Below are 23801 nucleotides of genomic sequence, written 5' to 3'. Positions count from 1 at the left end.
GCGGATGGAGGGTTTGATGGCGGACGGCGTGGCGGCCATCCTCGTGCATGTGGCCGATACGCAGGCGGGTCTTGCCTGGTATCAGCGCGCATTTCCTGAGGCTGAACGCCGGTTTCTTGCCGCCTTTGATTTTGCCTATCTGCGGATCGGCGCGATCGATCTCGAGATCGTCCAGGCCGACGAGAAGGTGGCGAGCGGGGCTGCGGGTTCCGTCGTCTACTGGGCGGTCGCGGATCTCGATCGGGCGCTTGCCCATTTCGAGGCGCTCGGCGCGCATCTCTATCGCGGGCCGATGGCGATCCAGGAGCGGCTGTGGATGTGCCAGGTGCGCGACCCCTGGGGCAATTGCATCGGCCTTCGCGGGCCGCGCCCGGGAGAGGGCGGCGTCGACAACGAGGCAGAGCTCTGAATGGCGACGCGGGTGGAGATCGTTGCCTATGATACCAGCTGGCCGCAGCACTACTTGGAGATCGCGCAGGAACTCAGGCGCATCCTGGGTGCGCTGGTGATTGCTGTCGATCATATCGGCAGCACGGCCGTGCCCGATATGCCGGCAAAGGCCGTCATCGACATCGATGTGACCTTGAGGGGGCTGTCCGACATTGCGGCTGCCAGTGCCTTGCTTGTTTCGGCCGGCTATCAGGCGCGCGGCAACCGCTACGACGACGATGTCTGGGCCTTCATGCTGCATCGGAGTGAGCCGAAACAGCGGATCTATCTCTGCCCGCCGGACAACGAGACCCATCGACGGCGCCTGGTCTTCCGCGACCATCTGCGCGGGCATGCGGACACCGCCTCAGCCTATGCGGCGCTGAAGGCCAGCCTCGCCGAGACCTATCGCTATGACGGGGATCGCTACACCACTGAGAAGACGAGCTTCATCAACGCGATCGTCGAGCGCGAAGACCGGATGACGGGAGATCAGTTCGCTATGTCACAGACATCCATCACCTGCGAGATCCGCTACCGGCTGAAGCCGGGCGGCCTGGCGGAGTTCGAGGCCTATGCGCAGACCTGGATGGCACTGATCGAGCGGCACGGCGGGACGCACCACGGCTATTTCGTGCCGCGCGAAAAACCCGTAGGCGTCGGCGCCAGCTTTCCGGGGGTGGGCGAAGACGGCGCCGGCGACATCGCCGTCGCGCTCTTCAGCTTTCCGGACGAGGCGGCGTATCTGCGCTATCGCAGGGATGTCGCCGCCGATCCGGATGGCATTGCCGCCAATGCGCGATATGCCGACGATCCGCCATTCGTGAGCTACGAGCGTGTCTTTCTGCGGCCGCTTGCGCGCAACCCTTAAATCATCTCCGGGCCTGACCCGGACGAGTCATCCTCGGGTACAGCCTCAAGGCCTGAGCGTTGCGCTCAAGCCGCTCGCGCCAGGCAGATACCTTCCAGCGCGAACGCAACCGCCGCATCCGCGTGGATCGCGGTGGAATCGAAGCCCGGCAGCGGCAGGGCCCTGGGGTCGAGGGTCAGGCAGATCTCGGTGCAGCCGAGGATGACGGAGTCGGCGCCTTGCGCTTCAGCCTTGTCGATCAACTCGATCAGTGCTCGGCGGGAGGAGCGCAGCACCTTGCCGGCGCAGAGTTCGTCGAAGATGACGTCGTGCACGAGCGTGCGGCCGTCCGCATCCGGCACCAGGATGTCGATGCCGTGGCTTCTCATGCGTTCGGCGTAAAAGCCGTGTTCCATGGTGTAGCGCGTGGCCAGCAGCAGCGGGCGGCGGCTGCCAGCCGCCTTCAGGCGCATAGCCGTCTCGTCGATGATGTTGATGAGCGGAATGTCGATCGCCGCCTGAACGGCATCGGCGATCAGGTGCATGGTGTTGGTGCAGATCAGCACGCAGTCCGCACCGGCCGCTTGAAGGCCACGGGCGACATCGGCAAGGCGCTTGGCGGCGTCTTCCCAGCGGCCGGCCTTCTGCAGGTCGACGATCGACTGGAAATCGACGGAATGCAGCAGCACCTCGGCCGAATGCAGCCCGCCCAGTTGCTCGCGAACGGCCTCGTTGACCATGCGGTAGTAGACTGCCGAGCTTTCGAAGCTCATGCCGCCGATAAGACCGATCTTGCGCATAACCATTCCTCTCTGTCCGCTGTTGCCGCCGTCCGTTGCGGCCGTCGTTTGATGGGAGGAACTATGCCGCAGGGTCGGCGGCAATGGTTCGCTTTGATCGGATCGAAAGCGGTGTTTCGCGCGATCTGTTTGTGCATGTATGAGAAAATGTGCAAATATGAGGCGTATGAATTTCAGATCATGGGAGGGATCGGCGTGCTCGACGATAGAGACAGGAAGCTGCTCGCGCTGCTGCAGCAGGATGCAAGCGTGGCTGTCGGCGAATTGGCGGAGCGGGTGAACCTGTCGCTTTCGGCCTGTTCGCGCCGCATCCAGCGGCTGGAGGAGGCGGGCTACATCGCCAGGCGCATCGTCGTGCTCGACCGCGAGCGCATGGGCGTGCCGACCACCGTCTTTGCGCTGATCAAGACGGCGCATCACTCGGACGAATGGATCGAGACCTTCCGCCGCGCGATCAGCGACATCCCCGAAATCGTCGAGGCCCATCGTCTGACGGGAAATCATGACTATATCGTCAAGGTCGTGCTGCCGCGGGTCGAGCATTACGACGTGGTCTACAAGCAGATCGTGCGCAAGGTCGAACTCTTCGACGTCTCCGCCTCGATCTCGATGGAAATCCTGAAGAGCGGCACGGCGGTGCCGGTCGATTATGCGGTGTGAGGCGAAATGACGAAGGATGCAGTGAGCCAGGCGGTCGGCGGCGAGGTTGCCGATGCGCTGGTGATTGTCGATGTGCAGAGGGCCTTTATTTCCGGGCCGGAAGCCGTGCCCGGCCATGTCGACCTGCAGCGGGCCGTTGGCCTGCTTTTGCAGAATGCGCGCGCGGCCGGCGTGCCGGTGATCTTCCTGCAGAACGATGGACCCAAGGGCGCCGTCGACGAACCGGAGACCGAGGGCTGGCAGCTGTTCTTTCCCGCGAAGGCCGGGGAGGTGGTGGTGCGCAAGCGGAACGACGACGGCTTCGACGGCACTGACCTCGAAGACCAGCTTCGGGCGCGCAAGATCGAGACGATCGCGATCTGCGGCATGCTTTCGGAAATGTGCCTGGCGGCGACGGCCCGCACAGCGATGGCGAAGGACTTCACCGTGATCCTCGCCAACGATGCGCATGCGACCTACGACGTGCCGCCCGGTCCCGGCCGCTCGCCGATGGTGCCGGCGCGACTGGCCGCGCGGGCGGCCGAGTGGTCGCTCGGCGACGAGATCGTGCTCACGGATGCGGCGGAGGATATCGCCTTCGCGGCCACGTAAGTTTCCTCTCACCGATTCATGCTGTCGGCCAATTGCATGTCTGACAAGGCGCGTGGCGCTATAGGGCCGAAGCGCGCCTGATAGTCCGAAGGCGCGATGCCCTTGCGGCGCTGAAAGGCGCGGCGCAGGCGTTCGGCATTCCCGAAGCCGAAGAGAAACGGCGCCTGCGCGACGGACACATCCCCACGCTCTATCGCCTCGCAGGCCGCATCGACCCGCAGTTCCTCGACGAACTGCGCCGGGCTTGCCCCGATCTCTTGCGTGAACAGGCGGGAAAAATTGCGCTCGCTCATGCGCGCCATCTCCGCAAGCCGCGGCACGGAGAGGTCGGCTGCCAGGTCGGCGCGGATCTCGGCCACCAGCGTATCGAAGCGGTCGCTTCGGCTCGTCATCTGCTGGTGCAGGGCGGCGCTGAACTGGCGCTGGCCGCCCGTGCGCCTGACGTAAAGCACCAGGGAGCGCGCGAGCCGCAAAGCCTCGCTGCGGCCGAGGTCCTCTTCGACCATCGCCAGCGCCATGTCGATGCCGGCGGTGACGCCGGCTGAGGTCCAGATGCCGCGATCTTCCTCAAAGATCGAATCCTCCCGCACCTCGATCTCTGGGAAATCCTGCTGCAGCTGCGCGCAATCCTCCCAATGGGTCGTTGCCCGCCGCCCATGGAGATGGCCGCCGCGCGCCAGAATGAAGGCGCCGAGGCAGATGGAGCCGAGGCGCCGGCATCGGCCGGCCATGGCCGAAAGGAACGCCTGGAGCGCTTCCGAATTCGCCGCCTCGAGAGCGCTCTGCCCGCCTGAGACGAGCAGGATGTCGGGCGGGGCGCAATCGGCAAAGGGGCTTGTGTCGAGCGCAACGCCTGTATCCGTTGCGACCGGCCCGCCGCACTCGGAGACCAGGGTGATGCAATAGGCCCGGGAGCCCGACGCGGTGCGGGCGTCGTTGAAGACCTGCAGCGGGCCGGTCACGTCGATCAGCTTCGTGCGGTCGAAGAGCACGATCGCGACGGTTCGCGCGGCTTTTTCGGGTTTGGCGTAAAACGAGGGCATATTGTCATTTATGCCAAACGCTTTTCATGGGAGCAAGCGGGTCCATTATCCGTCACCCTTGGAGCCGACCATGCTGGAAATCAGACCGAACTGCGAACTGTGCGACCGCGACCTGCCGCCAGCCTCTCTGGACGCGCGCATCTGCAGCTACGAATGCACCTATTGCGCAAGCTGCGCGGAAACGGTGCTTCACAATGTCTGCCCGACCTGCGGCGGCGGATTTGCGCCAAGACCGATCCGGCCCCTGCGGTCCTTTCGCCCGGAAAAGCGCCTTGGCCTCGGCTTTGATCCCGCGAGCGACGTTCGTCGCCATTCGCCGTTCACGGCGGAGGATATTCAGGCGCATGTGGCGCGGATCCGGCACCTCGCGCCGAAGGAGCGCTGACCGGAGCGGCGGCTTTCCGCGCCGTTCTTGACTTTTTGCAAGGGTGACATGAGGTGGTTGCGCTTGTGCTTGGCTGCCACAACCCCAATGTTGTGGCATGTCCAACGGAAGGCCAGTCGAAAGCCGACTGGGAAGAACATGCAGGACAGGCATCATGTGGTCGTCGTCGGCGGCGGGTTCGGCGGATTGCAGCTCGTCAAGGGGCTCGCCGGCGCGCCGGTCAGGATCACGCTCATCGACCGCCGCAACCATCATCTTTTCCAGCCCTTGCTCTACCAGGTCGCAACGACGCTGATCGCGACCTCCGAGATCGCCTGGCCGATCCGCAGCCTTTGGCGCGACCGGCCGGAGGTGACGACGCTGCTTGGCGAGGTGAGCGATGTCGATGAGGCCGGAAAGGCCGTGGTGCTCCGGGACGGAAAGCGGATCGCCTACGACACGCTGGTGCTGGCGACCGGGGCGACGCATGCCTATTTCGGTCACGACGAATGGGAACCCTTCGCGCCCGGCCTGAAGACGCTGGAGGACGCGACGACGATCCGCCGCCGGGTGCTTCTCGCCTTCGAGCGCGCCGAGCTGGAGGAGGATCCCGATCTCCGTGCAGCCCTCCTGACCTTCACCGTCATCGGTGCCGGCCCGACCGGCGTCGAGCTTGCCGGCATCATCGCCGAGATGGCGCACCGGACGCTTCCCGATGAATTCCGCCGCATCGACACCCGGCAGGCCCGCGTGATCCTGGTCGAAGCAGGGCCGCGCATTCTCGCCGCCTTCAGCGAGGATCTGTCTGCCTATGCGGTCAAGGAACTGGAACGTCTCGGCGTCGAGGTGCGCACCGGCACGCCTGTGACCTCCTGCACGGAGGAGGGCGTTGTCATCGGCGACGAATTCGTCGGCAGCCGCACCCTCGTCTGGGCCGCCGGTGTGCAGGCATCGCCCGCCGCCCGCTGGCTGGGTATTGCGGCCGACCGCGCCGGCCGGGCCATCGTCGGTGCGGATCTCACGGCGCCCGGCCACCCCGACGTCTTCGTCATCGGCGATACGGCTTCCGTTACCTATGACGGCGGCAAGCCGGTGCCGGGTATTGCGCCCGCCGCCAAGCAGCAAGGCGCCTATGTGGCCGACGTCATCCGCGCGCGGCTTTCAGGCGCCAAGCCTCCGGCTGATTTTCGCTACCGCCACCAGGGCAGCCTTGCGACCATCGGTCGACGCGCCGCGATCATCGATTTCGGCCGCTTCAAGCTGAAAGGCGCGCTTGCCTGGTGGATCTGGGGCATCGCCCACATCTACTTCCTGATCGGCACCCGCAGCCGCTTCGCCGTCGCATGGAGCTGGTTCTGGACGTATCTGAGCGGCCAGCACAGCGCCCGGCTGATCACCCAGAAAGAGACGTTGAAGGAGAAGGGCTAAGGGCGAGAGGCGGCCAATGTCATGGCCGCCGTCGTGGCTTATTTCTGCACCTTCACGATCAGGATCATCGGCCGGTCCATCTCTTCGGCAAGCGCCGGGGTCTCGGCGATCTGCTCTTGCGTCGGCCGCCATTCTTCGACGTGGCGGATGGCAAAGCCTGCGCCCATCAGCGTATTCAGCGTCGTGCCGATCGTGCGGTGGTGCTTGATCACGCCCTTCGCCAGCCAGTTCGTCGTGCGCGGACCTTCGGCCGAGTAGTGGTCGACTGGCCAGGTGCGCTCGCCATCGGCGATGCGCCAGCCGGGGTTGAGCGAGGCCATGTAGATCGGGTGCTCGATGGTGAAGACGAAATGCGCGCCGGGGACCAGCGCCCGGTGGATGGTCGCGACCAGCCGGGCGAAATCCTCGACATAATGGAAGGCGAGCGAGCTGTAGGCAAAGTCGAAGCTCGCTTGCGGCATGTCGAGTTGGTCGAGATCGGCGATCTTGTAGTCGATCGCCGGATCCGACGTGTCGGCCTTGGCGCGGGCGATCATCTTTTCGGAGAGGTCGAGCCCGAGCACATGGGCGGCGCCGGCCTCGCGGGCATGGCGCGAGAACCAGCCATAGCCGCAGCCGAGATCGACGACGCGGCTGCCTACAAGATCCGGCAACAACCTACGGATGGCCGGCCATTCGGCGGCCCCTTCGAGCCCGTGCACAGAGCGCCCGAGCTGGCTGTAGCCTTCGAAAAATTCTTCGCTGTCATAAATGTTCTGGGCCATCTCGGTCTCCTTCGGGGCAGCGGGCAGGGGCGCGCGTGCATGAGGCGCGCGATAGGACGGGCTGGCATCTGCCGCCGTTCCCCCGGGAACAGCACGCCGTCGAGGATCCTGCTCGAAAGCTGCGGCATTTCAAAGCGCTAGCGCATCGAACTGATAGGTCGCGCAGCAACCCGGCGTCAAGTCACGGTTGCGCGCAAGCTTTTGGTTTTGTTTTTCTAGCGTGGTGCTAATGTTCGATTCTCTCGCTTCAGCCCGTCTTGTGGAGGCCTAATGTCCGAAGCCGTCCATCCTCTCGCCATCCATCATTTGCCTGGCTTTATTACGGCACCCGGCCAGTCCGACTGGCTCCTCAATGCGGTCGCCGTCTTCCTGATCGTCGCCATCTTCGCGCTTGGCACGCTCTATCTGCGGCTGCACTCGCTGCCGGAGGTCATGGCGCACAAGACCAACAAGATCCAGCTGGAACTGGTCGCGGTCCTGGCGCTCCTGTCGCTGCTCACCCACAACAACCTCCTGTGGGGCGCGGCCCTGCTGCTGGCGCTGATCGATTTGCCCGATTTCTCCTCGCCGCTATCGTCTATCGCCGGTTCGCTGGAAAAAATTGCCGGCAAGGTTGTCGACCAACCTGTCACCGTGGAGAAGCCGGTGGCCGATACCGAGCCGGCAGCGTCCGAGCCTGCAGCGGCCGAGCCGCAGTTCCAGCCCCGCGCGTTGCCCATTCAGCCGACGACGGAAGGGAAGGCATAAGCCATGTTCGAGTTCATCCTTTGCTCGATGCTGACCATCCTGCCCGACTATCTCTTCCGCCGTTACGGCCAGGGAAAGCGCATCGGGCGCGAGATCACCATCTATTCTGTTTGGTTCGAGCTGCGCTGGGGCATCACCGCCTGCATCGTGCTGACGATCTCGCTGATCACGCTGATCTTCTACTTCCACCCGTCGACGAAGAACGTGACTGCGGCTTTCCGCACCGTCGCCGTGCTGCCGGAGACCAATGGTCGTGTCACGGAGATCTATGCCACGCGCTTTGAGAAGGTGAAGGCGGGACAGCCGCTGTTCAAGCTCGACAGTTCGGAGGAGGAGGCTGCCGCCGAAGTCGCCCGCCGCCAGATCGCCGAGGTCGACGCCGAGTTGACGGTCGCTCGTACCGAACTCGTCGCTGCCGATGGTGTCATCGTCCAGGCGCAGGCCGCCGTGCAGCAGGCGCAGGACGAGTACGACACCCAGGTCGAGCTCAACAAGCTCAACCCCAACGTTGTCGCCCGGCGCGAGATCGAGCGTCGGCAGGTCAATCTCGAAGGGCGCAAGGGCGCGCTGACGGCGGCTCAATCCAACAAGCAGACACTCGAGACGAAGCTCTCCTCGCTGTTGCCGTCGCAGAAAGCCAGCGCCGAAGCGGCGCTGAAACAGGCGGAGGTCGACATTACCAAGGCCACCGTGCGCGCCGGCGTGTCCGGTACGCTGCAACAGTTCACCCTTCGGGTCGGCGAAATCGTCAACCCGCTGCTGAGGCCCGCGGGCGTGCTCGTTCCCGAAGATGCCGGCCGGGCGCGGCTCGTTGCCGGCTTCGGCCAGATCGAAGCGCAGGTGATGAAGGTGGGCATGATCGGGGAGGCGACCTGTGTCGGCAAGCCGTTCACCATCATCCCCCTTGTCGTCACCGAGGTTCAGGACGTGATCGCCGCCGGCCAGGTGCGCGCCAGCGACCAGCTGATCGACGTCGCGCAGATCTCGCAGCCGGGTACGCTCACCGTGGTTATGGAGCCGCTTTTCCCGGGCGTGCTCGACGACGTTCCGCCCGGCAGCAGCTGCATCGCCAATGCCTATACCAGCAACCACGAAGAACTGGACAAGCCCGGGATCAGCACGCTGCAATGGGTCTATCTTCACGGCGTCGATGCGGTCGGCCTCGTGCATGCGGCGATCCTGCGCATCCAGGCGCTGATGCTGCCGGTGCAGACGCTGGTGCTCGGCGGGCACTAAGGGACAAGCCAGGCCGGCCGGGGTTTTCGATCCCGGCCGGTGCCTATCGCACGCAGATCTTGCCCTTCATATAAGCCACGGCTCCTTTCAGCCTTGCCCGGTCGGTCTGCAAATTCCCACTTTTGTCCTTCTCCATCGGGCCGATCCTCCAGCGCCAAAGCCCGCGCGGGGCGTCCTCGCTGTTGAAACGGTCGCATGCGCCGTCGAATTGTGACGCGAGGCACCGCATCTTCGCCCCGGCAAGGATCGTCACGGCTGCATCGTCGGTCTTGCTGGTCTCGACAGTTTCAAGGGCGGTGAAATCGACAGAGAACGTACCCGCCCGAAAGACCGCCAGCGCACCCGTGTCCGAAAGCTCCGCATTGAAGCTGCAAGCCCCTGTGCGCTCGACGGTAATTCGCCCGATTTCGGCGCGCTGGGAGCCTTCCACCATGGCGATGGCCACGGTCAAAGGCTTTGCCGGCGCGGAAAAGGTCAAGAGCCCGGGCGGTGCCGGGGCATGCCGATCCAATCCGAACAGGAGATAGGTTGCGACCTCCTCCTCGGACATGGTCTCGAAGGAACCGGCTGCGCTCGGGGAGGCAAGCAGCATCAGGGCGAGGGCTGTGTAAAGACGTCTGATTTTCAAGAATGGCCTGCGGCAATCGTGGCGGGAGCGACCCGTTCGGGGCGCTATCTTCCGTTGCGTCTACATCTTGCAACGATTTCTGGAAAGTCCCGACAATGCCAGTCGGTCACGGACCCAAAGGGGGTCTGCAAAAATGATTGAGCCCCCGTGGGGACGGAGGCTCAAGCGCGCAATCAAATTAATAAAGCAACTGCACTGCAATATAACCGCAAGCATGCATACTCTTCCGGGGATTGCATACTTCCGGGGCGCAATCGCAAGTACAGTGTGGCAAAACCGGCCGCTGAAAGCAATGGAATTTAAGGGGATTTTAATAGTCAATTTGGGTTACGGGAAAATCCCCAACTTATTCACCCGATAGGGCCAGGATTTTCCTGACAATAGCCCGCAGGGGCAAAGCCGGGATCCCGACACATTCTTTTAGGCGTCATCACTCCCGATCGAAAGCGCCCAGGGCTCCCAGATTGCGTCGAGCACGGCGCCCTGGCGCCGATAGAAGCGCTTCGCATCGTCGTTGCTCGCAAGCACCGACCACTCGATGCGCGGCGCGCCGATCGCCGCCGCGTGGCGTTTCAGCGCCGCGATCAACGCCGCGCCGGCGCCCAGGGAACGTGCTGTTTCATCGACGAAAAGCTCCTTCAGCACGAGCGTCGGCTTCAGGTCGTAGGTCCAGGGGATGACGTAGTGCACGGCGATGCCGACAACGCGGCCGTCAAGTTCGGCGACCAGCACGCCAAAGCGCGGGTTGTCGCCAAGCCCGTGCGCGATCAGATCGCCCTCGGTCACGCGGAAATCGTCGATGTAGCCTTCGAACACCGCAAGGTCGCGCATCAGCCGCAGCACGCAGGCGACGTCATCTCGTTCGAATGGGCGGACGATAAGGGGTGACGCGGTCATCGCGATACCTCGTGCAAAGGGGTTAGCGGGCCGGCGCGGGTTACGGAGGCCCGGTGAAGGGGCGATCCTACCGCATCATCGGCTGCAATCGCGATCGATTTCAGGCTGAAACCGACCGCGATCCAAAATGCTGCAGTGCCGTGCATCCGACAAGGCGTGCGGCGCTGCAAAGGGCCTTCGGCGCCGGCTCAAGCGGCGAGCAGCGCCTGCGCTTCGCCGGGGGCAGCGCCGGTCGCAAAGGCGAGACCTTCGTCCTCCCAGCCGGTGATGCCGCCGATCATGAGCTTCACCGGCCGGCCGAGGCGGGCGAGCTTGAGTGCGGCCTGGTCGGCGCCGTTGCAATGGGGGCCGGCGCAGTAGACGACGAACAGGGTGTCTTGCGCCCATTCGGCCAGACGCTCGGCCGAAATCTGCCGGTGGGGCAGGTGGATCGCGCCCGGCACATGGCGGCGGGCATAGGCCGCATCCGAGCCGACGACGTGCAGCAGCACGAAATCCTGATCGCCGCTCTTCAGCGCCTGGGCGACGTCGGAGCAATCGGTCTCGACGCTCAGGCGCCCGGCGAAATGGGCAATGGCGATTTCAGGCGATGCGGCGGCGATTTCGGTGACGGTGCTCATCGGGCTCTCCTTGGGGTGTGCGTGTTGACGAGGAGATGTGTAGCAGCGCTCGATCGGGGCTGGCAGTTGGCAACATTGCCATATATGCTCAAGATCATGCCAAAGTCGTTTTCCGCTGCCGTGCCACTCACAAACCCGCTCGTCGTGGCGCTCGCCTATGACGGGCTCTGCACCTTCGAGTTCGGCGTCGCCGTCGAAATGTTCGGCCTGCCGCGGCCGGAAATGGGCGAGGGCTGGTATCGCTTCGCCGTCGCCTCGGTCGATGCGGGCGAGCTTCGGGCAACCGGCGGCGTGCGCTTCGTCGCCGACGGCGGCATCGAGCTTTTGAGGCAGGCCGGTACGATCATCGTGCCGGGCTGGCGCGGCGCCGACCAGCCAGTGCCGGAAGCGGTGTGCGCGGCGCTACGCGATGCCCACGCCCGCGGCGCGCGCGTGCTTTCCATCTGCTCCGGCGTCTTCGTGCTGGCGGCGGCTGGGCTGCTTTCGAGCCGCCGGGCGACGACCCACTGGCGCTATACCGACAAGCTGAAGGCGCGTTACCCTGATATCGAGGTGGTGCCGGACGTGCTCTATGTCGATGGCGGCCAGGTTCTGACCTCGGCTGGCAGTGCCGCCGGCATCGATCTCTGCCTGCATCTGATCCGCCGCGATTTCGGCAGCGAGGCCGCAAACCGCGTGGCGCGCCGGCTCGTCGTGCCGCCGCATCGCGATGGCGGCCAGGCGCAGTTCATCGAGCGGGCGGTGCCGGATGTGCACGAGAGCGCCAGGCTCGGGCCGCTGCTTGACCGGATGCGCGCGCGGCTCGGCGAGGATTTTTCGATTGCGGCGCTTTCAAAGGCGGCCGGCATGAGCGAGCGCACCTTCCTGCGCCGCTTCGAGGCGGCGACCGGCACGACGCCGGCGCGCTGGCTCTTGTCCGAGCGGCTTTCCCGCGCCCGGCAATTGCTGGAGGAAACGGCGCTCGGCATGGAACAGGTCGCGGAGGCTTCCGGATTCGGCTCAACCCAGACGCTGCGCCACCACTTCCGCCAGCAGCTTTCCACGACACCCGCCGCCTATCGCGCCGCCTTCGGGCGGATGCCGGGTCCTGCACTGGCTACAGAGGTCGCGGCGGAGTAGCGCCGCCGCGCCTCGATTGCAGGCTTCAAGCCTCCGACAGGGCGGGCTCGCCGCCGTCCTTGCGGAAGAAGGAGCGGAAGAACACGGCGTCCGGCGCTAAAACGACCACCCGGGCGATGATCGCGGTGGCGAGGATGGCAAAGACCAGCCGGCCGAAGAAGACGCTGGCGAAATCCGCGCCCAGTGCCACCACCACCAGCGTGTCCTCGATCAGGCTATGGGTGAAGCCCATGAAGACGCAGGCGAGGAAGACCTGGCGCGGCTCGACCTTGGCCTCGCGCGCTTCGCGGATCAGAAGCGCGCCGCCATAGGAAATCCCGAGCAGCACGCCGACGGCGGTGAAGGGCACCGTTTGCGTCTGGATGCCGGCCAGACGGAAGAGCGGCGCCATGCCCCGGTTCAGCCAGCCGAGAATGCCGACAAGCTTCAGGATCTCGATCAGCCAGCTCAGCGAGAGCAGCACGACGAGCATGGTGGCAAGGGTCTTCAGCGTGCTCCACGCAAAACCGGTCCAGGTGGCCGTCTCGTTCGCCGGTATCCAGCTCGGCGCCAGCGGCGTCGAAAGCCAGCTGGTCAGCGCGAAGACCTGGTGGAGCAGCGCTGCGAAGACCAGGCCGCCGCCGATGCGGATCACGGCGGTCGCGAGAAAGCTCGGGCCGGCCTTCTGGATGATGCGCTGCTCGATCGGGATCGCGTGCGCTACCAGGATCAGCGCCGAAAACACCGTCATGTCGGCGGTCGTCAGCTCCGAGACCGGCACCAGCGTGAAGACGACCACCACGGCGCCCCAGATGCCGACGAGCAGGCCCGTCAACCAGGCAAAGGCAAACTCCGGCGGCAGGCCGACGATCGTCATCAGCGGCTCGAAAACCGGAGCGACGGCGCGGATGACGCCGAGTTCCTGCAGCACATGGGTGGCGATGGTGACGGGAACGATGATGCGCACCAGGTCCCAGTAGACTTCGAGCGTGGCGAGTGTCTTGCGGTAAAAAATGATCAGAACGGGCATGGCGGTCTCTCCTTGAATTTGTTGTCCAAGGACTAACGCGAGGCGCTTCGCAGTTGTGGTCAAAATATGCACTTTCGTGCAATAAAATTGCATTGGGCCGAAACGGGGACGAACATGGACAAGATCGACAGCAAGCTCTTGAGGCTCCTGCAACAGGATGCGTCGCGCACCAATGCCGAGCTTGCGGCCGAAGTCGGCCTGTCACCTTCGAGCTGCCTGCGCCGCATCAGGCGGCTTCATGAGGCGGGTGTCATCGACCGCATCGTCGCGGTTCTCAATCCGGCCAAGGCCGGTCGCACCATGAAGGCGATCATCACCGTCGAACTCGAGCGCCACGGCGAGCAATACATCCGCCGCTTCCTCGACATGGCGACCAGGGAGCCGGCGGTGGTCCAGGCCTATAGCGTCAGCGGCGAGACCGACGCCATTTTGATGCTGCGGCTGAAAGACATGGACGAGCTGGACGCGCTGACCGAGCGGCTGTTTCGCGAGGAAACCAACGTGGCGCGTTATTACACGGCGTTTGTGATCCGCACCGGCAAGGAGACGACGGAGATCCCGGTGTGAGGGTCGCGGAACGGCAGTAGCGGCGACCGCCGGCGACAGGCTTGCCGAACATGCGCCGGGGAACAGTCTCCCCGGCGCTTCGGCGGCCGTCACTTGACCGCTGCGTTGCCGCCATCGGCAAAGAGAGCCGCACCCGAGACGAAGCTTGCCATCGGGCCGGAGAGGAAGAGGGCGGCCTGAGCGATTTCCTCCGGCTGGGCGATGCGCTTCATCGCATGCAGGCCGGCGGCCCATTCCTTGTTCTCCTTGCTGCCGGCCGCCGGCGTGTCGACGCCGCCGGGAAGGAGCGCGTTGGCGCGGATGCCCTTGGCGCCATAGTCGGCGGTGATGCCCTTGACGAGGCCCATCAGCCCGGCCTTTGCCGCACCATAGGCGGCCATGCCGGGAATGCCGACGCTGGTGCCGACGAAAGTGGAGGTGAAGACCAGTGAGCCGCCATCGCGCTCAAGCATCGCCGGGATCTGGTGGCGGGCACCGAGGAAGGCGGAGGTGAGGTTGGTGGCAAGCGATTGCTGCCATTCCTCAAGCGTGATCTCGGCGACCGGCTTCATGACGTTGACGGCGCCGGCATTGTTGACGGCGATGTCGAGGCCGCCGAAATGCTTGAGCGCCGCTTCCACCAGCCGGATATGGGTGTCTTCCGCGGTGACGTCGCCGCCAACCGCGATCGCTTCGCCACCGTCCTCGCGGATCGCTTCGACGACGGCGTCGAGCTGCTCTTCACCGCGGGCGTTGGCGACGATCTTCGCGCCCTCGGCGGCAAAGAGTCTCGCGACCGCGCGGCCGATGCCGGAGGACGCACCGGTGACGATCACGATCTTGTCTTGCAGCATGGTCATGGACTTTTCCCTTCTCTTGATTGAGGCGCCCTGACTACTGCCGGCGGGCATCAGCGCCCACCCGATTTCCGATCGGCGATTGTGACAGCGCAGATTTTCAATCGCCCCGGCGGCATAGCCCGGGTCGACAAGGAGGGAGGAAGATGCTGAAGATCGAGAGCGGCAGCGGCCATTGCGGCGCAGTGCGGATCGAAGCGGCTGCGATCCGCCATGTGCGGCGCACCCAGACTGTACCAATCGCAGCCGCCCAATTTTTCACCGGGCGGCTTTTCCAATCTGGCAAGGGCGGCCGTGGCCGCCCCGTACCGGTTTGTCACCCGAGTAGGGTCACTTCTTTTTGTTGAGCGCGCTCTCGCTATTCTTTACCTGCGAGCCAAGGGCTGGCGCCGCCGATTTCTCGACCTTGTCCTTCTTCGGCTTGCGCACCTCTTTGTTGCTGCGAACCTGACCTTTAGCCATCACCTAGACTCCTCTGGTTGATGGACGAGAAATACCCGCTTTCACCCCACTATCCAAGGGCGCGCCAGGGCTGCTAATCCCGCATGCCTGAATAGGGAGCCGGACCTCAGGCCCGGTTCCCCTGGTCTGCAAGCCTCCACAACCTATTTTAGGGATCTACCTGTCTTTGGGCCAGCCCGAACAAACCGCCCATGTTTGAGGGAGGATTTAGTTTGCTCGGCTTCAGTAGCGCTTCAGCGATCCGCTGGATCGACATTCTCGTCCCGACCGAGCGCAGCGAGTTGTCAATCTCGTTGATGTTGTCGATCTGCTGCAAAAACTCATCGATGGTCCAATCCATATCGATGTACTTAAACGTGCTGTTTGCAGAGGTGGCGAAAAATTCAACTCCGTCAGACTGTTCACTTCGGCGGAACGGTGTGTGAGCGATGATGTTTCTGCTTTCGCCGCACCTCTTGGCCCGTTTGGCTAGGTCATCGAAAGCTCTGGCCTCTTCCTTGTCGTGGATGTATTCTGCAACGAGAGCGCGTAGAGTTTTAAGTTTGTCATCGAAGGACATGTTGCGAGCGACGATCGCCGCTCGAAGGCCTTTGATCTCAAGGACGCTGCTCACGGCGTCGTTGACGCCGGCCTCTAGAAGGGCAAAGTAGCCCAGGTAGGCACCCACGAGCGTGAACGCCCTAACGTCTGGGTCCAATGCAAGCAGGCCGTCCTTCGTAAACGCTTCCATTATGGGTCCCTACGTCAGCCCTCAAAATACTCGCGAAGGTGGCGCAAGCGCGGGACATAGGCAAGTGGTGATTCGATGTAACTGCAAGCCGCCATCGTAAATGTTCAACGACATCAACTCGCCAGCTTGCGCCACCCAGTCATTGGGCGATTGCAATCATACTAATACACAATCCAAGTACGCTGATTAGAAAAGCGCCCCATGTAAGAAATGGCTTCTGGCGCAATTCGATCTCTGACGCGATCTCCCGACGAAGAAAATGCTGCCCATCGTCTGTCAGATGCTTCGAGCCAAGCTGTCTGGATTCGTACCAAAAGTCGCTTTCCTTCGAGTGGCGCGGAACGGGAACCCCTAATCTAATAGCCTCCCGTATGAGTTGCTTGGTACGGATGGCGTCTATTAGGTCGTATTGGATTGATACTTCGAAGTATTCCTGTTCTTCAGCTTCGTGAAGGGCCTGAGCGGAGACGGTTTTGGCCTTTGCAATCTTTGGGGCGTGATGCGCCTTGATGGCCTCTATTTCGTATTCGTGCTGGGCGACTGTGTTTCGCTCATCGCTTAGCCTGCGCTGTCGTTGGAACCAGGTTTCTCTCATTTGAAGTCTTTCTCTTCGTTCATAGGTCCCCTATGCCCGTCTTAAAGAACGCGCGCCACGAAAATTCGCGCAGGCGTTGCCCAAAGGCAAGACAGCGAATTAGAGGCGGTGACGTCACCGCCGTGGCCTCCGAGAGATGAAGACGAGGGCAACCAGGGTCAGCAACGCCACAATCGCGAATTGACCAGTGGCTTCGGCTTGGAAGCCGGGGACGGATAGTTTGAGGATATCTGTAGCGGTTTGCATGGCGCACCTTTCACCAAAAAAATCGGTGCTGCCTGCTGCCGCAATATGCCTGAAATGGTTGCCGCGACAAGTCGCCGTCTCACTTGTCGGTTCTTGCGTTTCCTTGCGTCTGATTGTCAGTTGATGACGGCTATTGTCAGCTGATGTCGTTTGATGTCGTTTGCGGAACGTTCGGTACACCGCACTTGCTGTTCACTTTTTCGTGAGCGAGGGGTTATGAGACCGCAACCACCACCAACGATGTTCGACGATGCCAACTCGCCAGCCTTCGCCCCTGCCGAGGATTTGCCCGGTTGGATTGAGGCGACGTTCCTCGACCCCGCGTCGCCGGTGCACAACCCGGATCACGCTCATCTCGCCCACGTCGTTATCGGCTTCCTCCGGACCATCGTCGGCAACAGCAAGAAGGGCCGCTGTGTCATCGGACAGTGTGAGACAGGAGCGCCGCAGGACACGATGGGCAAGTGGTCCCGAGTCCGGGCAGATATGCAGGTCAAAGAGTGGTTCGGCGACGTCGCGGATTTCGTCATCACGCTGGACGCCAACTACTGCCGGGAATGTGGAGCCGCCGAGTTCATGGCGCTGGTCGAGCACGAGCTCCATCACGCCGAGTGGCGCGGCGGACCGTCACTGGTTCTTTCTGGGGAAGGCGGACCTGAGAGCGATGAAGAACTTGTAGATTACCCCAAACCAGTCATGTCCCTGCGGCAACGGCTCTCCGTACGTGTACGGAGGTCTTTTCGTAGATTCATCCGTTCTCTCGCTTTCGTTCTCAGCCATTCGAGTCTCCGGACATCAATCGAAGTACATCCTATACAACACGAGTGCGATGAGCATCGTTACGATCGCGATAACCGTGCGTTCAGCCCAGCGCATAGCTTTCGATTTCGAGGGATTGCCCGACACCAAGTTGCCCAAGATGTCTCCAAGGAACTGAAGCAAACCGTCCATGTCTTGCCGCGATGTCTCAACTTGTGCCGTCAGGAGAGGAAATTGGTAGGAATATCAAGTCACGAGCCGCCGGACGACGACATCGTCGGTTTCTTTGACGTTGATCGTCTTGCCTTCGCCATCGCGATCGGCGGATCGGCTGGCCGCCCGGTGTTCGTCATCCGTGCACAGGAGACGCTCGCTGGAGTAGCCAGACGTTTGGGTGCTGCCGGCGTCCGGGCCATGGTCGTTGCAGCCAACCAGAAGCCCGAGATCGCCAGAATGCAGAGCGCGCATGCATGCGGCGCCTGCCAGCTTCGACCTGCTTAGTCCTTGTCCGGCGCAGTCGACATATCGCGCAAGACTGCCTCGGCCGCGACTTCGGCATTGCGTCTCGAGCCCGAGATGGTTCCGGATTTGACGATCTGCTTGCCATCGAGCAGCAGCTGCCAGTTCCATGTGTTCAGGCCGCGTCCCTGGATGCGGAGTTTCAATCTATCGGGATCGTACTTCGTCACTTCTTGCTCCTTTGACGGACTTTGACAGATCAATGGCCAAACCAAAACTAAACGATGAGGTCAAGTGCTACATCGTTCAGGCTCCGGCATGCTTCGACAGCCCGTCTGTCGTCGCTAAGCCTTGAAAAGGGGTTTAGGGCTTGATTTCGGGCTGTCCAGGCGTCGCCGTCGTCTTCAGGGCGGCGAGCGTTTCGCGCAGGGCCCGGTCGAGCCGCTTGTCGCTTCGAAGCACCAGGGCGAAGCGGCGGAAGAGCGTTGGGGTGACGGGGCGCACCACCAGGCGTTCCCGATCGCCGGGCCGAAGGGCGATTTCCGGGACCAGGGCTGAGCCGAGGCCGACGGCGACCATTTCCTTGATCGCGTCGACGCTGCCGAGCGCCATCACGGGCTTGGCGGTCGTGCCTGAGGTCGCCAGCCATTCGTCGGTGATCCGTCGCGTATTGGCGCCGGGCTCGTAGAGGATCAGCGGCCGTTCAGCAAGCATCGCGGGCGTGACGGTATCGGGCAGAACGGTTCCGAGCGGCGCAATCGCCACGAAACGCTCGTCGAAGAGCGGGGTGATGTCGAAGATGCGGCCGGAGACGGGCAGGCTGACGAGGCCGATGTCGATGACGTTCTCGTCGACCGCGCGGACGATGTCGGCGCTGTTGCCTGTTGTCACGGTGATGTCGAGATCGGGAAAGCGGCGCTTGAGGTCGGCCAGGAGCGGCGGCAGCAGGAAGGCGCAAGGGGTGGCGCCGGTGCCGAGCCGGACGCGGCCGAGCACGCCCTTGGCGTGGCGGGCGACGGCCTCGATCGCCCGGCTGGTGGCCGCCTCGATGCTGCCGGCATGGGCCAGCAGTTCCTCACCGGCCGCACTCGGCCGCGCCTTGCGGCCGACCCGTTCGACCAGGCGCACGCCGAGCTGTCTTTCCAGCACCCGCACCTGCAGGCTGACCGCCGGCTGGGTCAGGCCCAAGCGCTCGGCCGCGGCCGAAAAGCTGCCGAGTTCGGCGACCAGCGCGAAGGTCTTGAGATAGTCGAGATCAAGCGCACTCATGCCCGGGTTTCTCTTGTTGTCAAAGTTTCTCTTATGCGTGGAATAGGAATGCTAAACTTCTTTTAGGAGATGTCGAGGCGCAGACTGTGTCCATGGTTGGAAACGAAACATGGATGTTCGACATGATCCGGGAACTTGGTCTTTATCTCGTTGCCTCGCCGCGCTCGCGGTACTGGCAATTGCAACACCTGCGCGACCTCGACGCGGAACAGCTTGCCGATATCGGCCTGACGGAGGCGGAGCCAAAGCTTGGGCGGCGCAAGGCCGCGCCGCTGCCGGTGCGCGAGGGGTCCATGGCCGTCCGGCATGCGGAAGCTGCGCGAGCCGGTGCGATGTAGTGGTCTCGGTCCGCGCGTCTTTCCCGGTCTCGGGCGGCGGGGTTGCCGTCGCAAGTGCGTCTCGCCTCAAGCCGGCTTCAGGTCCCAGCTTTCGATCGCAAGGCCCGGCCAAAGGGCGCGCCACCGTTCAACTTTGCGCTCGTAGATGGCGCGGGTGATCTGACCCTTGTTGGCGCGCACGATCGGTGCGAGCAGGTCCGCTAGGCCGAAAGGGGCGCAGATCTCCAGTCCGTCCCGGGACGGGCGAAGACCGACAGCGGTTGCCGTCGTCGGAAATGTCGCGATTGCGTCGCGCGTCGATCGATAGGGCCTGATTGGCGCGCCGAACTTTTCTTCGTACCAGAGGTGGACGCGCGCCTCGTTCTTGACGTCGATCCGCACGGGCAGGTCTGCAAACAGGCTGCCGATCCGCTTCGCATGCGCGGCCCCCGCCTCTTCCGAGAGATCGTCACCGTCAAAATAGACGATGTCGATATCGTCGATGCCGTGCGCTGGCGGCAGCGTGAAGGCATGGTTCCAGACGGTCTGAGCGATCGCGCCGGCCGCCAGCCAGGCGTCAGGCAGGGCAATCCGGTCCCAGCGATCCAGGATCGGAACCAATAGCGGGCTCTTCAGGATGATCGTCTGCAGGTCCGTCATGGCATCTGTATCCGCATGAAGCCCTGGAGCATGGGCTCCGTCGGCGGTCGCGCGGCACCACCCGAGATCCATAGAGGCTCACCAAAACACTCGATCCGCCCGCCCGAAACGACGATGCCGTCGCCGTCGTTGCAGGCAAGGATCGGTCGCGGCGTCGACAGGCTGTAGCGCAAGAGTGCGGGCAGGTAGCCGTCGTCGTCGCCGAGATGCGGGAAGAACTCGAAGGGCGTGAGACCGAGTGCAGCGCCGTCCTCGATGTCTTCGGGCCGTTCACCGATGAAGAGTGCGTCGGTCGCGATCGTCGGGGCCATGAGAATGGCGCCGGCGCTGACGCCGATGAGGATGCCGCCGGACCGTGCCCAGTCGCTGAGCGGCCCGAGCATGCCGCTCCGCTTCAGCCGTTGGAGAAAGCCGCCGGTGTGGCCGCCTGCCAGGTGAATGGCGTCCGAGGCGAAGAGCGCCGCAATGTCGCCTGCCGAATGCGGTTCGTCCAGATCGAAGAACAGCGCGAGATCGACACCCAGCCTGCCGTAATAGGCCTGCCCGGCGAGGAAGAAGTCGCGGTCCGGTTCCGGACCGGAGGCGACATAAGCGATCCGGTTACCGGCGCCGCGTGCCGCCACCATCTCCACGAGCCTGAGGTCGATCGCCGCGCAGGCCGGGACGATCTGGTCGCTGTAGAGGACGAGGTTGAGCATGTCTTTCCTGTCGTGACGAAGGGGTGCGGGCCGGTTTACTCGGGTTGGCCCGCGATCGCCTTCACCCGGCGGCCGTAGCGCCAGATCCCGAGCCAGCTGAAATAGTTGACCAGAAGGGACAGGCAAAGCCAGAGCAGAGGGGTGAGGTCGTCACCGCCTTCGAACTGGCCGGCAAATCGCACGACGCTGATCAGCGACAGGCCGCCGAGAAGGATGCCGAGCAGCCAGCTGTAGGGCCGCCAGAACCCGAAGGGGGGGACCTGCAGGTCAAAGGCGTAAGCGACGAGGCCGACCGCGGTTGCCAGCGCCATGACCAGGCTGATGCCGCCGAGGATCTTGATCCCGTATGCCATCTCGTCCCACAGGCCCAGGAGCAGTGTCGCGCCGATGACCAGGCCGAAGGCGAGGCTGAGCACGTAGAAAATTGCAAATGCCTTCCACATCGCGAATCATCCTGTATCTGCGCTGGTGGCAGCTTCGGCGGTGATGGGCGCCTTGTCCATCGTTCGGCGGGGCAGGTCGTCGCAAGGCCAAGCGGCCTGCGTGCCGCCGCTAGGCCATGGAGGCCGGTTGCTGCGCTATGCGGCGGCCATAGCGCCAGACGCTGAGCCAGCCGAAATAGTTGAGAAGGAGCAGGAGCAGCAAACCGAAGGAGGCCGACAGCAGGCCTTCGTCTCCGGGCTGGGGGTTGGTAATGAGCGTGACGAGATCCCAGGCATCGGCCAGCGACGAGTAGAGACACCAGCAGGCGAGAACCCAGCTGAATGGCCGCCAAAATGACAAGGGCGGGACCCTCAGGTCGAAGGCGTAGGCAAAGATGCCTATCATGGCCGCAAATTCCACGGCCAGGCCCGCATAGAACAGGGCCCGGTCGGCGGACGACAGCTGCGCGGCGATTTCAGGGGGTAGCGTGATGAAAGCCAATGACAGCATGAAAACGAAAATCAGCCCGTAAAGAACGGCAAACGCCTTCCACATCGCGAATCACCCCCAGCGTGCAGTGCCTGCCATCTTGGGTGGTGTTGCAGTCCTTGTCTACCGGTTGACGGGCAGGCCGTCGCTCGCGCCTAGTCCGCGCTCAGCGCCACTGCCGGCTGCAGCCGCGAGGCGTTGCGGGCAGGCAGGAAGCCGAAGACGAGGCCGGTCAGGAACGCGCAGGCAAAGGCGAGCGCCACCGGGCCGACGGTGAAGGAAACGGGCATGCCCAACTGGCCGGCGAGCGCGCCGGTGCCGAGCCCGAGCGCGACGCCGAGCGTGCCGCCGATCGCCGAGACAACCAGCGCCTCAATGATGAACTGCAGCAGGATATCGCGCTGGCGGGCGCCGGTCGCCATGCGCACGCCGATCTCGCGGGTGCGCTCGCTGACGGAGACGAGCATGATGTTCATGACGCCGATGCCGCCGACGAGCAGAGAAATCGCGGCGACCGATGCGAGGAACAGCTTCAGGGTGTTCGAGGTCTCGGTAAAGGCTTCGCGCACGGAGGACATGTTGGTGATCTGCGTGTCCTGGCGCTTGTGGCGCTGGTCGAGCAGCGCCTGGATCGTCTGCTGGGTGATGTCGATCGCCGAACCGTCCTTCACCTGAACGGTGATGGTGCGGATGTTGCGCTGGCCGAAGAGGCGGATGCTGCCGGTCGAAAGCGGCACCAGCACCACGTCGTCCTGGTCGTTGCCGAAGGAGGTGGCGCCCATTTCCGCCATCACGCCGATCACCTGGAACGGGATCTTGTTGACCAGCACATATTGACCGATCGGGTTGTCGCCATCGGGGAAGAGCGTTTTCACCACCGTCTGGCCTAGCACGGCGACCGGCGCATAGGTCTCCATGTCGTTCTGGTTGATGAACTCGCCCTTGGCGATCTTCCAGGATTTGGCCGTCGTAAACTGCGGCACTGTGCCGTTGGCGGTCGTCTGATAGTCGACATTGCCGCGACGTAGGGTGACGGAACTCGTCATCTCCGGGACGGCGAAGGCGACGTTCGGCACTTCGAGGATCGCGTCCGCGTCAGCTGGTACCAGGGTGACGTTGCTTCCCCCGGCGCTGCCGCGGAAATTCGCCATGCTCGGGCGCACGACGAGCAGGTCCGAGCCCATCGACGAGATGCGGCTCAGGACGGAATCCTGCGCGCCGGTGCCGATGGCGAGCATCGCGACCACGGAGCCGACGCCGATGACGATGCCGAGCAGGGTCAGGATGGTGCGGAACAGATTGGCCTTCAGCGCCCGAAACGCCATCTTGACGGCTTCGGTGACGTCGGCGATCGCGGCCGAGCCTTCGCTGACATGGCGGGCGAGGGCGGCAGCCCCCTCGGCGTTCACACGGGCTTTCTTGGCGCGGTCGGCGACGATGCGGCCGTCATGGATCTCGATCAGCCGGTCGGCCTGTTCGGCGACCTCGCGCGAGTGGGTGATGACGATGACCGTGTGGCCCTCACCGTTCATGTCGCGCAAGAGCGCCATCACGTCCGAGCCGCTCTGGCTGTCGAGCGCGCCGGTCGGCTCGTCGGCAAGGATCACCCGGCCGCCGTTCATCAGCGCGCGGGCGATGGAGACGCGCTGCTGCTGGCCGCCGGAGAGCTGGCTCGGCCGGTGGTCGAGGCGTTCGCCGAGCTTCAGCGCTTCCAAGAGCGCCTCGGCGCGGTCGTGCCGGTCGCGCGCCGACATGCCGGCATAGACGGCGGGCACCTCGACGTTTTCCTGGGCGCTTGCCGTCGGGATGAGGTTGTAGCTCTGGAAGACGAAGCCGAAGGTGCGGCGGCGAAGGGCGGCGAGCTCGTCGCTGTCGAGCGTCGCGACGCTTTCGCCGTCGATCAGGTAGTCGCCGCCGGTCGGCTGGTCGAGGCAGCCGAGAATGTTCATGAGCGTCGACTTGCCGGAGCCGGACTGGCCGACGATCGCCACGAACTCGCCGGCCTCGATATCGAGCGACAGGCCATGCAGCACCTCGACGGCGAGGTCGCCGTTGAAATAGGTCTTGCTGACGTGCTTGAGCGAGATGAGCGGGGTCATGGCCAGT

31 protein-coding genes and 1 pseudogene are annotated in these 23801 nt (G+C 63.8%); 14 read left to right on the top strand and 18 right to left on the bottom strand.

Annotated elements, in window-relative coordinates; all coding sequences use genetic code 11:
- Nucleotides 1–16: 16 nt before the first annotated feature.
- Together ACIQUG_RS06725 and ACIQUG_RS06720 are read left to right on the top strand one after the other, a co-directional pair.
- Nucleotides 17–409 (top strand): glyoxalase/bleomycin resistance/dioxygenase family protein, encoded by a 393-nt coding sequence (locus ACIQUG_RS06725; RefSeq protein WP_402318860.1) that lies wholly within the window; start codon nt 17–19, stop codon nt 407–409.
- Entirely contained in the window at nt 410–1300 is an 891-nt protein-coding gene (locus tag ACIQUG_RS06720) for a GrpB family protein (protein WP_402318858.1), read from the top strand.
- Nucleotides 1301–1365: 65 nt separating this feature from the next.
- On the opposite strand, the gene ACIQUG_RS06715 is transcribed toward ACIQUG_RS06720, so the two are convergent.
- Nucleotides 1366–2085 carry an aspartate/glutamate racemase family protein gene (locus ACIQUG_RS06715; RefSeq protein WP_402318855.1) on the bottom strand — a complete coding sequence of 240 codons (720 nt, stop codon included), beginning with the start codon at nt 2083–2085 and terminating at the stop codon, nt 1366–1368.
- Nucleotides 2086–2274: 189 nt separating this feature from the next.
- On the opposite strand from ACIQUG_RS06715, the gene ACIQUG_RS06710 reads away from it, so the two are divergent.
- Both ACIQUG_RS06710 and ACIQUG_RS06705 read left to right on the top strand, forming a co-directional pair.
- Nucleotides 2275–2739: an Lrp/AsnC family transcriptional regulator gene (locus ACIQUG_RS06710; protein ID WP_043622517.1), complete on the top strand. Its 465-nt coding sequence runs from the start codon at nt 2275–2277 to the stop codon at nt 2737–2739.
- Between the two features lie 6 nt (nt 2740–2745).
- A complete protein-coding gene (locus tag ACIQUG_RS06705; protein WP_402318852.1) occupies nt 2746–3330 on the top strand; it encodes an isochorismatase family protein in 585 nt (194 codons plus the stop codon).
- A gap of 8 nt (nt 3331–3338) precedes the next feature.
- Here ACIQUG_RS06705 and ACIQUG_RS06700 read toward each other — a convergent pair whose 3' ends face one another.
- Nucleotides 3339–4373 (bottom strand): GlxA family transcriptional regulator, encoded by a 1035-nt coding sequence (locus ACIQUG_RS06700; RefSeq protein WP_402318849.1) that lies wholly within the window; start codon nt 4371–4373, stop codon nt 3339–3341.
- Between the two features lie 70 nt (nt 4374–4443).
- Here ACIQUG_RS06700 and ACIQUG_RS06695 point away from each other — a divergent pair, with 70 nt between their 5' ends.
- Together ACIQUG_RS06695 and ACIQUG_RS06690 are read left to right on the top strand one after the other, a co-directional pair.
- A complete protein-coding gene (locus tag ACIQUG_RS06695) occupies nt 4444–4758 on the top strand; it encodes a DUF1272 domain-containing protein (RefSeq protein ID WP_402318847.1) in 315 nt (104 codons plus the stop codon).
- Nucleotides 4759–4896: 138 nt separating this feature from the next.
- Nucleotides 4897–6165: an NAD(P)/FAD-dependent oxidoreductase gene (locus ACIQUG_RS06690; protein WP_402318844.1), complete on the top strand. Its 1269-nt coding sequence runs from the start codon at nt 4897–4899 to the stop codon at nt 6163–6165.
- A gap of 38 nt (nt 6166–6203) precedes the next feature.
- Here ACIQUG_RS06690 and ACIQUG_RS06685 read toward each other — a convergent pair whose 3' ends face one another.
- On the bottom strand, nt 6204–6929 hold the full coding sequence (locus ACIQUG_RS06685) for a class I SAM-dependent methyltransferase (RefSeq protein WP_402318842.1): 726 nt from the start codon (nt 6927–6929) through the stop codon (nt 6204–6206).
- A 270-nt stretch (nt 6930–7199) separates the two neighbouring features.
- Here ACIQUG_RS06685 and ACIQUG_RS06680 point away from each other — a divergent pair, with 270 nt between their 5' ends.
- Together ACIQUG_RS06680 and ACIQUG_RS06675 are read left to right on the top strand one after the other, a co-directional pair.
- Entirely contained in the window at nt 7200–7676 is a 477-nt protein-coding gene (locus tag ACIQUG_RS06680; protein WP_402318839.1) for a hypothetical protein, read from the top strand.
- Between the two features lie 3 nt (nt 7677–7679).
- Nucleotides 7680–8912, top strand: coding sequence for an HlyD family secretion protein (locus ACIQUG_RS06675; protein ID WP_402318836.1), 1233 nt, complete (start codon nt 7680–7682; stop codon nt 8910–8912).
- A gap of 43 nt (nt 8913–8955) precedes the next feature.
- On the opposite strand, the gene ACIQUG_RS06670 is transcribed toward ACIQUG_RS06675, so the two are convergent.
- The 3 genes from ACIQUG_RS06670 to ACIQUG_RS06660 all read right to left on the bottom strand — a co-directional run bounded on the left by ACIQUG_RS06670 (nt 8956) and on the right by ACIQUG_RS06660 (nt 11057).
- Nucleotides 8956–9363 (bottom strand): hypothetical protein, encoded by a 408-nt coding sequence (locus ACIQUG_RS06670; protein ID WP_402318833.1) that lies wholly within the window; start codon nt 9361–9363, stop codon nt 8956–8958.
- Between the two features lie 597 nt (nt 9364–9960).
- Nucleotides 9961–10437 carry a GNAT family N-acetyltransferase gene (locus ACIQUG_RS06665; RefSeq protein WP_043622477.1) on the bottom strand — a complete coding sequence of 159 codons (477 nt, stop codon included), beginning with the start codon at nt 10435–10437 and terminating at the stop codon, nt 9961–9963.
- Nucleotides 10438–10625: 188 nt separating this feature from the next.
- Complete coding sequence (locus tag ACIQUG_RS06660; protein ID WP_205238400.1) at nt 10626–11057, bottom strand: rhodanese-like domain-containing protein; 432 nt, start codon at nt 11055–11057, stop codon at nt 10626–10628.
- Nucleotides 11058–11141: 84 nt separating this feature from the next.
- Here ACIQUG_RS06660 and ftrA point away from each other — a divergent pair, with 84 nt between their 5' ends.
- Nucleotides 11142–12176: a transcriptional regulator FtrA gene (gene ftrA / locus ACIQUG_RS06655; protein WP_402318828.1), complete on the top strand. Its 1035-nt coding sequence runs from the start codon at nt 11142–11144 to the stop codon at nt 12174–12176.
- 25 nt (nt 12177–12201) lie between these two features.
- Here ftrA and ACIQUG_RS06650 read toward each other — a convergent pair whose 3' ends face one another.
- Nucleotides 12202–13185: a nucleoside recognition domain-containing protein gene (locus ACIQUG_RS06650; RefSeq protein ID WP_402318825.1), complete on the bottom strand. Its 984-nt coding sequence runs from the start codon at nt 13183–13185 to the stop codon at nt 12202–12204.
- A gap of 114 nt (nt 13186–13299) precedes the next feature.
- On the opposite strand from ACIQUG_RS06650, the gene ACIQUG_RS06645 reads away from it, so the two are divergent.
- The gene (locus ACIQUG_RS06645) at nt 13300–13752 is read left to right on the top strand and encodes an Lrp/AsnC family transcriptional regulator (protein ID WP_402318822.1); all 453 of its coding nucleotides are present in this window, start codon (nt 13300–13302) and stop codon (nt 13750–13752) included.
- An 89-nt stretch (nt 13753–13841) separates the two neighbouring features.
- On the opposite strand, the gene ACIQUG_RS06640 is transcribed toward ACIQUG_RS06645, so the two are convergent.
- On the bottom strand, nt 13842–14591 hold the full coding sequence (locus ACIQUG_RS06640) for an SDR family oxidoreductase (protein WP_402318819.1): 750 nt from the start codon (nt 14589–14591) through the stop codon (nt 13842–13844).
- A gap of 143 nt (nt 14592–14734) precedes the next feature.
- Here ACIQUG_RS06640 and ACIQUG_RS06635 point away from each other — a divergent pair, with 143 nt between their 5' ends.
- Nucleotides 14735–14935: a hypothetical protein gene (locus tag ACIQUG_RS06635; RefSeq protein ID WP_402318817.1), complete on the top strand. Its 201-nt coding sequence runs from the start codon at nt 14735–14737 to the stop codon at nt 14933–14935.
- Here ACIQUG_RS06635 and ACIQUG_RS06630 read toward each other — a convergent pair.
- The 3 genes from ACIQUG_RS06630 to ACIQUG_RS06620 all read right to left on the bottom strand — a co-directional run bounded on the left by ACIQUG_RS06630 (nt 14919) and on the right by ACIQUG_RS06620 (nt 16375).
- Nucleotides 14919–15050 (bottom strand): hypothetical protein, encoded by a 132-nt coding sequence (locus ACIQUG_RS06630; protein ID WP_256364293.1) that lies wholly within the window; start codon nt 15048–15050, stop codon nt 14919–14921. The two genes, ACIQUG_RS06635 and ACIQUG_RS06630, sit on opposite strands and share 17 nt — an antisense overlap.
- Before the next feature lie 148 nt (nt 15051–15198).
- A complete protein-coding gene (locus ACIQUG_RS06625) occupies nt 15199–15780 on the bottom strand; it encodes a hypothetical protein (protein WP_402318814.1) in 582 nt (193 codons plus the stop codon).
- A gap of 139 nt (nt 15781–15919) precedes the next feature.
- Nucleotides 15920–16375 carry a hypothetical protein gene (locus ACIQUG_RS06620; RefSeq protein WP_402318811.1) on the bottom strand — a complete coding sequence of 152 codons (456 nt, stop codon included), beginning with the start codon at nt 16373–16375 and terminating at the stop codon, nt 15920–15922.
- Between the two features lie 486 nt (nt 16376–16861).
- On the opposite strand from ACIQUG_RS06620, the gene ACIQUG_RS06615 reads away from it, so the two are divergent.
- Entirely contained in the window at nt 16862–17881 is a 1020-nt protein-coding gene (locus ACIQUG_RS06615) for a putative metallopeptidase (RefSeq protein WP_402318808.1), read from the top strand.
- On the opposite strand, the gene ACIQUG_RS06610 is transcribed toward ACIQUG_RS06615, so the two are convergent.
- Nucleotides 17878–18069 (bottom strand): hypothetical protein, encoded by a 192-nt coding sequence (locus ACIQUG_RS06610; protein WP_156134222.1) that lies wholly within the window; start codon nt 18067–18069, stop codon nt 17878–17880. The two genes, ACIQUG_RS06615 and ACIQUG_RS06610, sit on opposite strands and share 4 nt — an antisense overlap.
- A 32-nt stretch (nt 18070–18101) precedes the next feature.
- Between ACIQUG_RS06610 and ACIQUG_RS06605 the strand changes: the two are divergent.
- A pseudogene (locus ACIQUG_RS06605) lies at nt 18102–18197 on the top strand (DUF2280 domain-containing protein); the annotation flags it as partial.
- A gap of 5 nt (nt 18198–18202) precedes the next feature.
- Here the strand turns inward: ACIQUG_RS06605 and ACIQUG_RS06600 are convergent.
- Nucleotides 18203–19108 carry a LysR family transcriptional regulator gene (locus tag ACIQUG_RS06600; protein WP_402318805.1) on the bottom strand — a complete coding sequence of 302 codons (906 nt, stop codon included), beginning with the start codon at nt 19106–19108 and terminating at the stop codon, nt 18203–18205.
- A 113-nt stretch (nt 19109–19221) separates the two neighbouring features.
- Between ACIQUG_RS06600 and ACIQUG_RS06595 the strand changes: the two genes are divergently transcribed.
- Nucleotides 19222–19446: a DUF1127 domain-containing protein gene (locus ACIQUG_RS06595; protein WP_402318802.1), complete on the top strand. Its 225-nt coding sequence runs from the start codon at nt 19222–19224 to the stop codon at nt 19444–19446.
- A 66-nt stretch (nt 19447–19512) separates the two neighbouring features.
- Here ACIQUG_RS06595 and ACIQUG_RS06590 read toward each other — a convergent pair whose 3' ends face one another.
- The 5 genes from ACIQUG_RS06590 to ACIQUG_RS06570 all read right to left on the bottom strand — a co-directional run bounded on the left by ACIQUG_RS06590 (nt 19513) and on the right by ACIQUG_RS06570 (nt 23794).
- Nucleotides 19513–20085 carry a nucleotidyltransferase family protein gene (locus ACIQUG_RS06590; RefSeq protein ID WP_402318800.1) on the bottom strand — a complete coding sequence of 191 codons (573 nt, stop codon included), beginning with the start codon at nt 20083–20085 and terminating at the stop codon, nt 19513–19515.
- On the bottom strand, nt 20082–20783 hold the full coding sequence (locus tag ACIQUG_RS06585) for a Type 1 glutamine amidotransferase-like domain-containing protein (RefSeq protein ID WP_402318797.1): 702 nt from the start codon (nt 20781–20783) through the stop codon (nt 20082–20084). Before ACIQUG_RS06585 ends, ACIQUG_RS06590 begins: the two co-directional genes overlap by 4 nt.
- A 35-nt stretch (nt 20784–20818) precedes the next feature.
- A complete protein-coding gene (locus tag ACIQUG_RS06580; protein WP_402318792.1) occupies nt 20819–21226 on the bottom strand; it encodes a hypothetical protein in 408 nt (135 codons plus the stop codon).
- Nucleotides 21227–21335: 109 nt separating this feature from the next.
- Entirely contained in the window at nt 21336–21761 is a 426-nt protein-coding gene (locus tag ACIQUG_RS06575; protein ID WP_402318789.1) for a hypothetical protein, read from the bottom strand.
- 89 nt (nt 21762–21850) lie between these two features.
- Complete coding sequence (locus ACIQUG_RS06570; protein ID WP_402318787.1) at nt 21851–23794, bottom strand: MacB family efflux pump subunit; 1944 nt, start codon at nt 23792–23794, stop codon at nt 21851–21853.
- Nucleotides 23795–23801: the final 7 nt, after the last annotated feature.

It is taken from the genome of Ensifer sp. NPDC090286 (genome assembly GCF_044769565.1).
In the GTDB taxonomy this organism is placed as follows: domain Bacteria; phylum Pseudomonadota; class Alphaproteobacteria; order Rhizobiales; family Rhizobiaceae; genus Ensifer.
This window is presented reverse-complemented; position numbering and strand designations above follow the sequence as displayed.

What these genes read in the sequence shown, in the direction of transcription:
- ACIQUG_RS06725 (WP_402318860.1), top strand. Translation starts at nt 17, where the DNA reads ATGGCGGACGGCGTGGCGGCCATCCTCGTGCATGTGGCCGATACGCAG.
- ACIQUG_RS06720 (WP_402318858.1), top strand. Translation starts at nt 410, where the DNA reads ATGGCGACGCGGGTGGAGATCGTTGCCTATGATACCAGCTGGCCGCAG.
- ACIQUG_RS06715 (WP_402318855.1), bottom strand. Translation starts at nt 2,085, where the DNA reads ATGGTTATGCGCAAGATCGGTCTTATCGGCGGCATGAGCTTCGAAAGC.
- ACIQUG_RS06705 (WP_402318852.1), top strand. Translation starts at nt 2,746, where the DNA reads ATGACGAAGGATGCAGTGAGCCAGGCGGTCGGCGGCGAGGTTGCCGAT.
- ACIQUG_RS06700 (WP_402318849.1), bottom strand. Translation starts at nt 4,373, where the DNA reads ATGCCCTCGTTTTACGCCAAACCCGAAAAAGCCGCGCGAACCGTCGCG.
- ACIQUG_RS06695 (WP_402318847.1), top strand. Translation starts at nt 4,444, where the DNA reads ATGCTGGAAATCAGACCGAACTGCGAACTGTGCGACCGCGACCTGCCG.
- ACIQUG_RS06690 (WP_402318844.1), top strand. Translation starts at nt 4,897, where the DNA reads ATGCAGGACAGGCATCATGTGGTCGTCGTCGGCGGCGGGTTCGGCGGA.
- ACIQUG_RS06685 (WP_402318842.1), bottom strand. Translation starts at nt 6,929, where the DNA reads ATGGCCCAGAACATTTATGACAGCGAAGAATTTTTCGAAGGCTACAGC.
- ACIQUG_RS06680 (WP_402318839.1), top strand. Translation starts at nt 7,200, where the DNA reads ATGTCCGAAGCCGTCCATCCTCTCGCCATCCATCATTTGCCTGGCTTT.
- ACIQUG_RS06675 (WP_402318836.1), top strand. Translation starts at nt 7,680, where the DNA reads ATGTTCGAGTTCATCCTTTGCTCGATGCTGACCATCCTGCCCGACTAT.
- ACIQUG_RS06665 (WP_043622477.1), bottom strand. Translation starts at nt 10,437, where the DNA reads ATGACCGCGTCACCCCTTATCGTCCGCCCATTCGAACGAGATGACGTC.
- ACIQUG_RS06660 (WP_205238400.1), bottom strand. Translation starts at nt 11,057, where the DNA reads ATGAGCACCGTCACCGAAATCGCCGCCGCATCGCCTGAAATCGCCATT.
- ftrA (WP_402318828.1), top strand. Translation starts at nt 11,142, where the DNA reads ATGCTCAAGATCATGCCAAAGTCGTTTTCCGCTGCCGTGCCACTCACA.
- ACIQUG_RS06650 (WP_402318825.1), bottom strand. Translation starts at nt 13,185, where the DNA reads ATGCCCGTTCTGATCATTTTTTACCGCAAGACACTCGCCACGCTCGAA.
- ACIQUG_RS06645 (WP_402318822.1), top strand. Translation starts at nt 13,300, where the DNA reads ATGGACAAGATCGACAGCAAGCTCTTGAGGCTCCTGCAACAGGATGCG.
- ACIQUG_RS06640 (WP_402318819.1), bottom strand. Translation starts at nt 14,591, where the DNA reads ATGACCATGCTGCAAGACAAGATCGTGATCGTCACCGGTGCGTCCTCC.
- ACIQUG_RS06635 (WP_402318817.1), top strand. Translation starts at nt 14,735, where the DNA reads ATGCTGAAGATCGAGAGCGGCAGCGGCCATTGCGGCGCAGTGCGGATC.
- ACIQUG_RS06630 (WP_256364293.1), bottom strand. Translation starts at nt 15,050, where the DNA reads ATGGCTAAAGGTCAGGTTCGCAGCAACAAAGAGGTGCGCAAGCCGAAG.
- ACIQUG_RS06625 (WP_402318814.1), bottom strand. Translation starts at nt 15,780, where the DNA reads ATGGAAGCGTTTACGAAGGACGGCCTGCTTGCATTGGACCCAGACGTT.
- ACIQUG_RS06620 (WP_402318811.1), bottom strand. Translation starts at nt 16,375, where the DNA reads ATGAGAGAAACCTGGTTCCAACGACAGCGCAGGCTAAGCGATGAGCGA.
- ACIQUG_RS06615 (WP_402318808.1), top strand. Translation starts at nt 16,862, where the DNA reads ATGTTCGACGATGCCAACTCGCCAGCCTTCGCCCCTGCCGAGGATTTG.
- ACIQUG_RS06600 (WP_402318805.1), bottom strand. Translation starts at nt 19,108, where the DNA reads ATGAGTGCGCTTGATCTCGACTATCTCAAGACCTTCGCGCTGGTCGCC.
- ACIQUG_RS06595 (WP_402318802.1), top strand. Translation starts at nt 19,222, where the DNA reads ATGTTCGACATGATCCGGGAACTTGGTCTTTATCTCGTTGCCTCGCCG.
- ACIQUG_RS06590 (WP_402318800.1), bottom strand. Translation starts at nt 20,085, where the DNA reads ATGACGGACCTGCAGACGATCATCCTGAAGAGCCCGCTATTGGTTCCG.
- ACIQUG_RS06585 (WP_402318797.1), bottom strand. Translation starts at nt 20,783, where the DNA reads ATGCTCAACCTCGTCCTCTACAGCGACCAGATCGTCCCGGCCTGCGCG.
- ACIQUG_RS06580 (WP_402318792.1), bottom strand. Translation starts at nt 21,226, where the DNA reads ATGTGGAAGGCATTTGCAATTTTCTACGTGCTCAGCCTCGCCTTCGGC.
- ACIQUG_RS06575 (WP_402318789.1), bottom strand. Translation starts at nt 21,761, where the DNA reads ATGTGGAAGGCGTTTGCCGTTCTTTACGGGCTGATTTTCGTTTTCATG.
- ACIQUG_RS06570 (WP_402318787.1), bottom strand. Translation starts at nt 23,794, where the DNA reads ATGACCCCGCTCATCTCGCTCAAGCACGTCAGCAAGACCTATTTCAAC.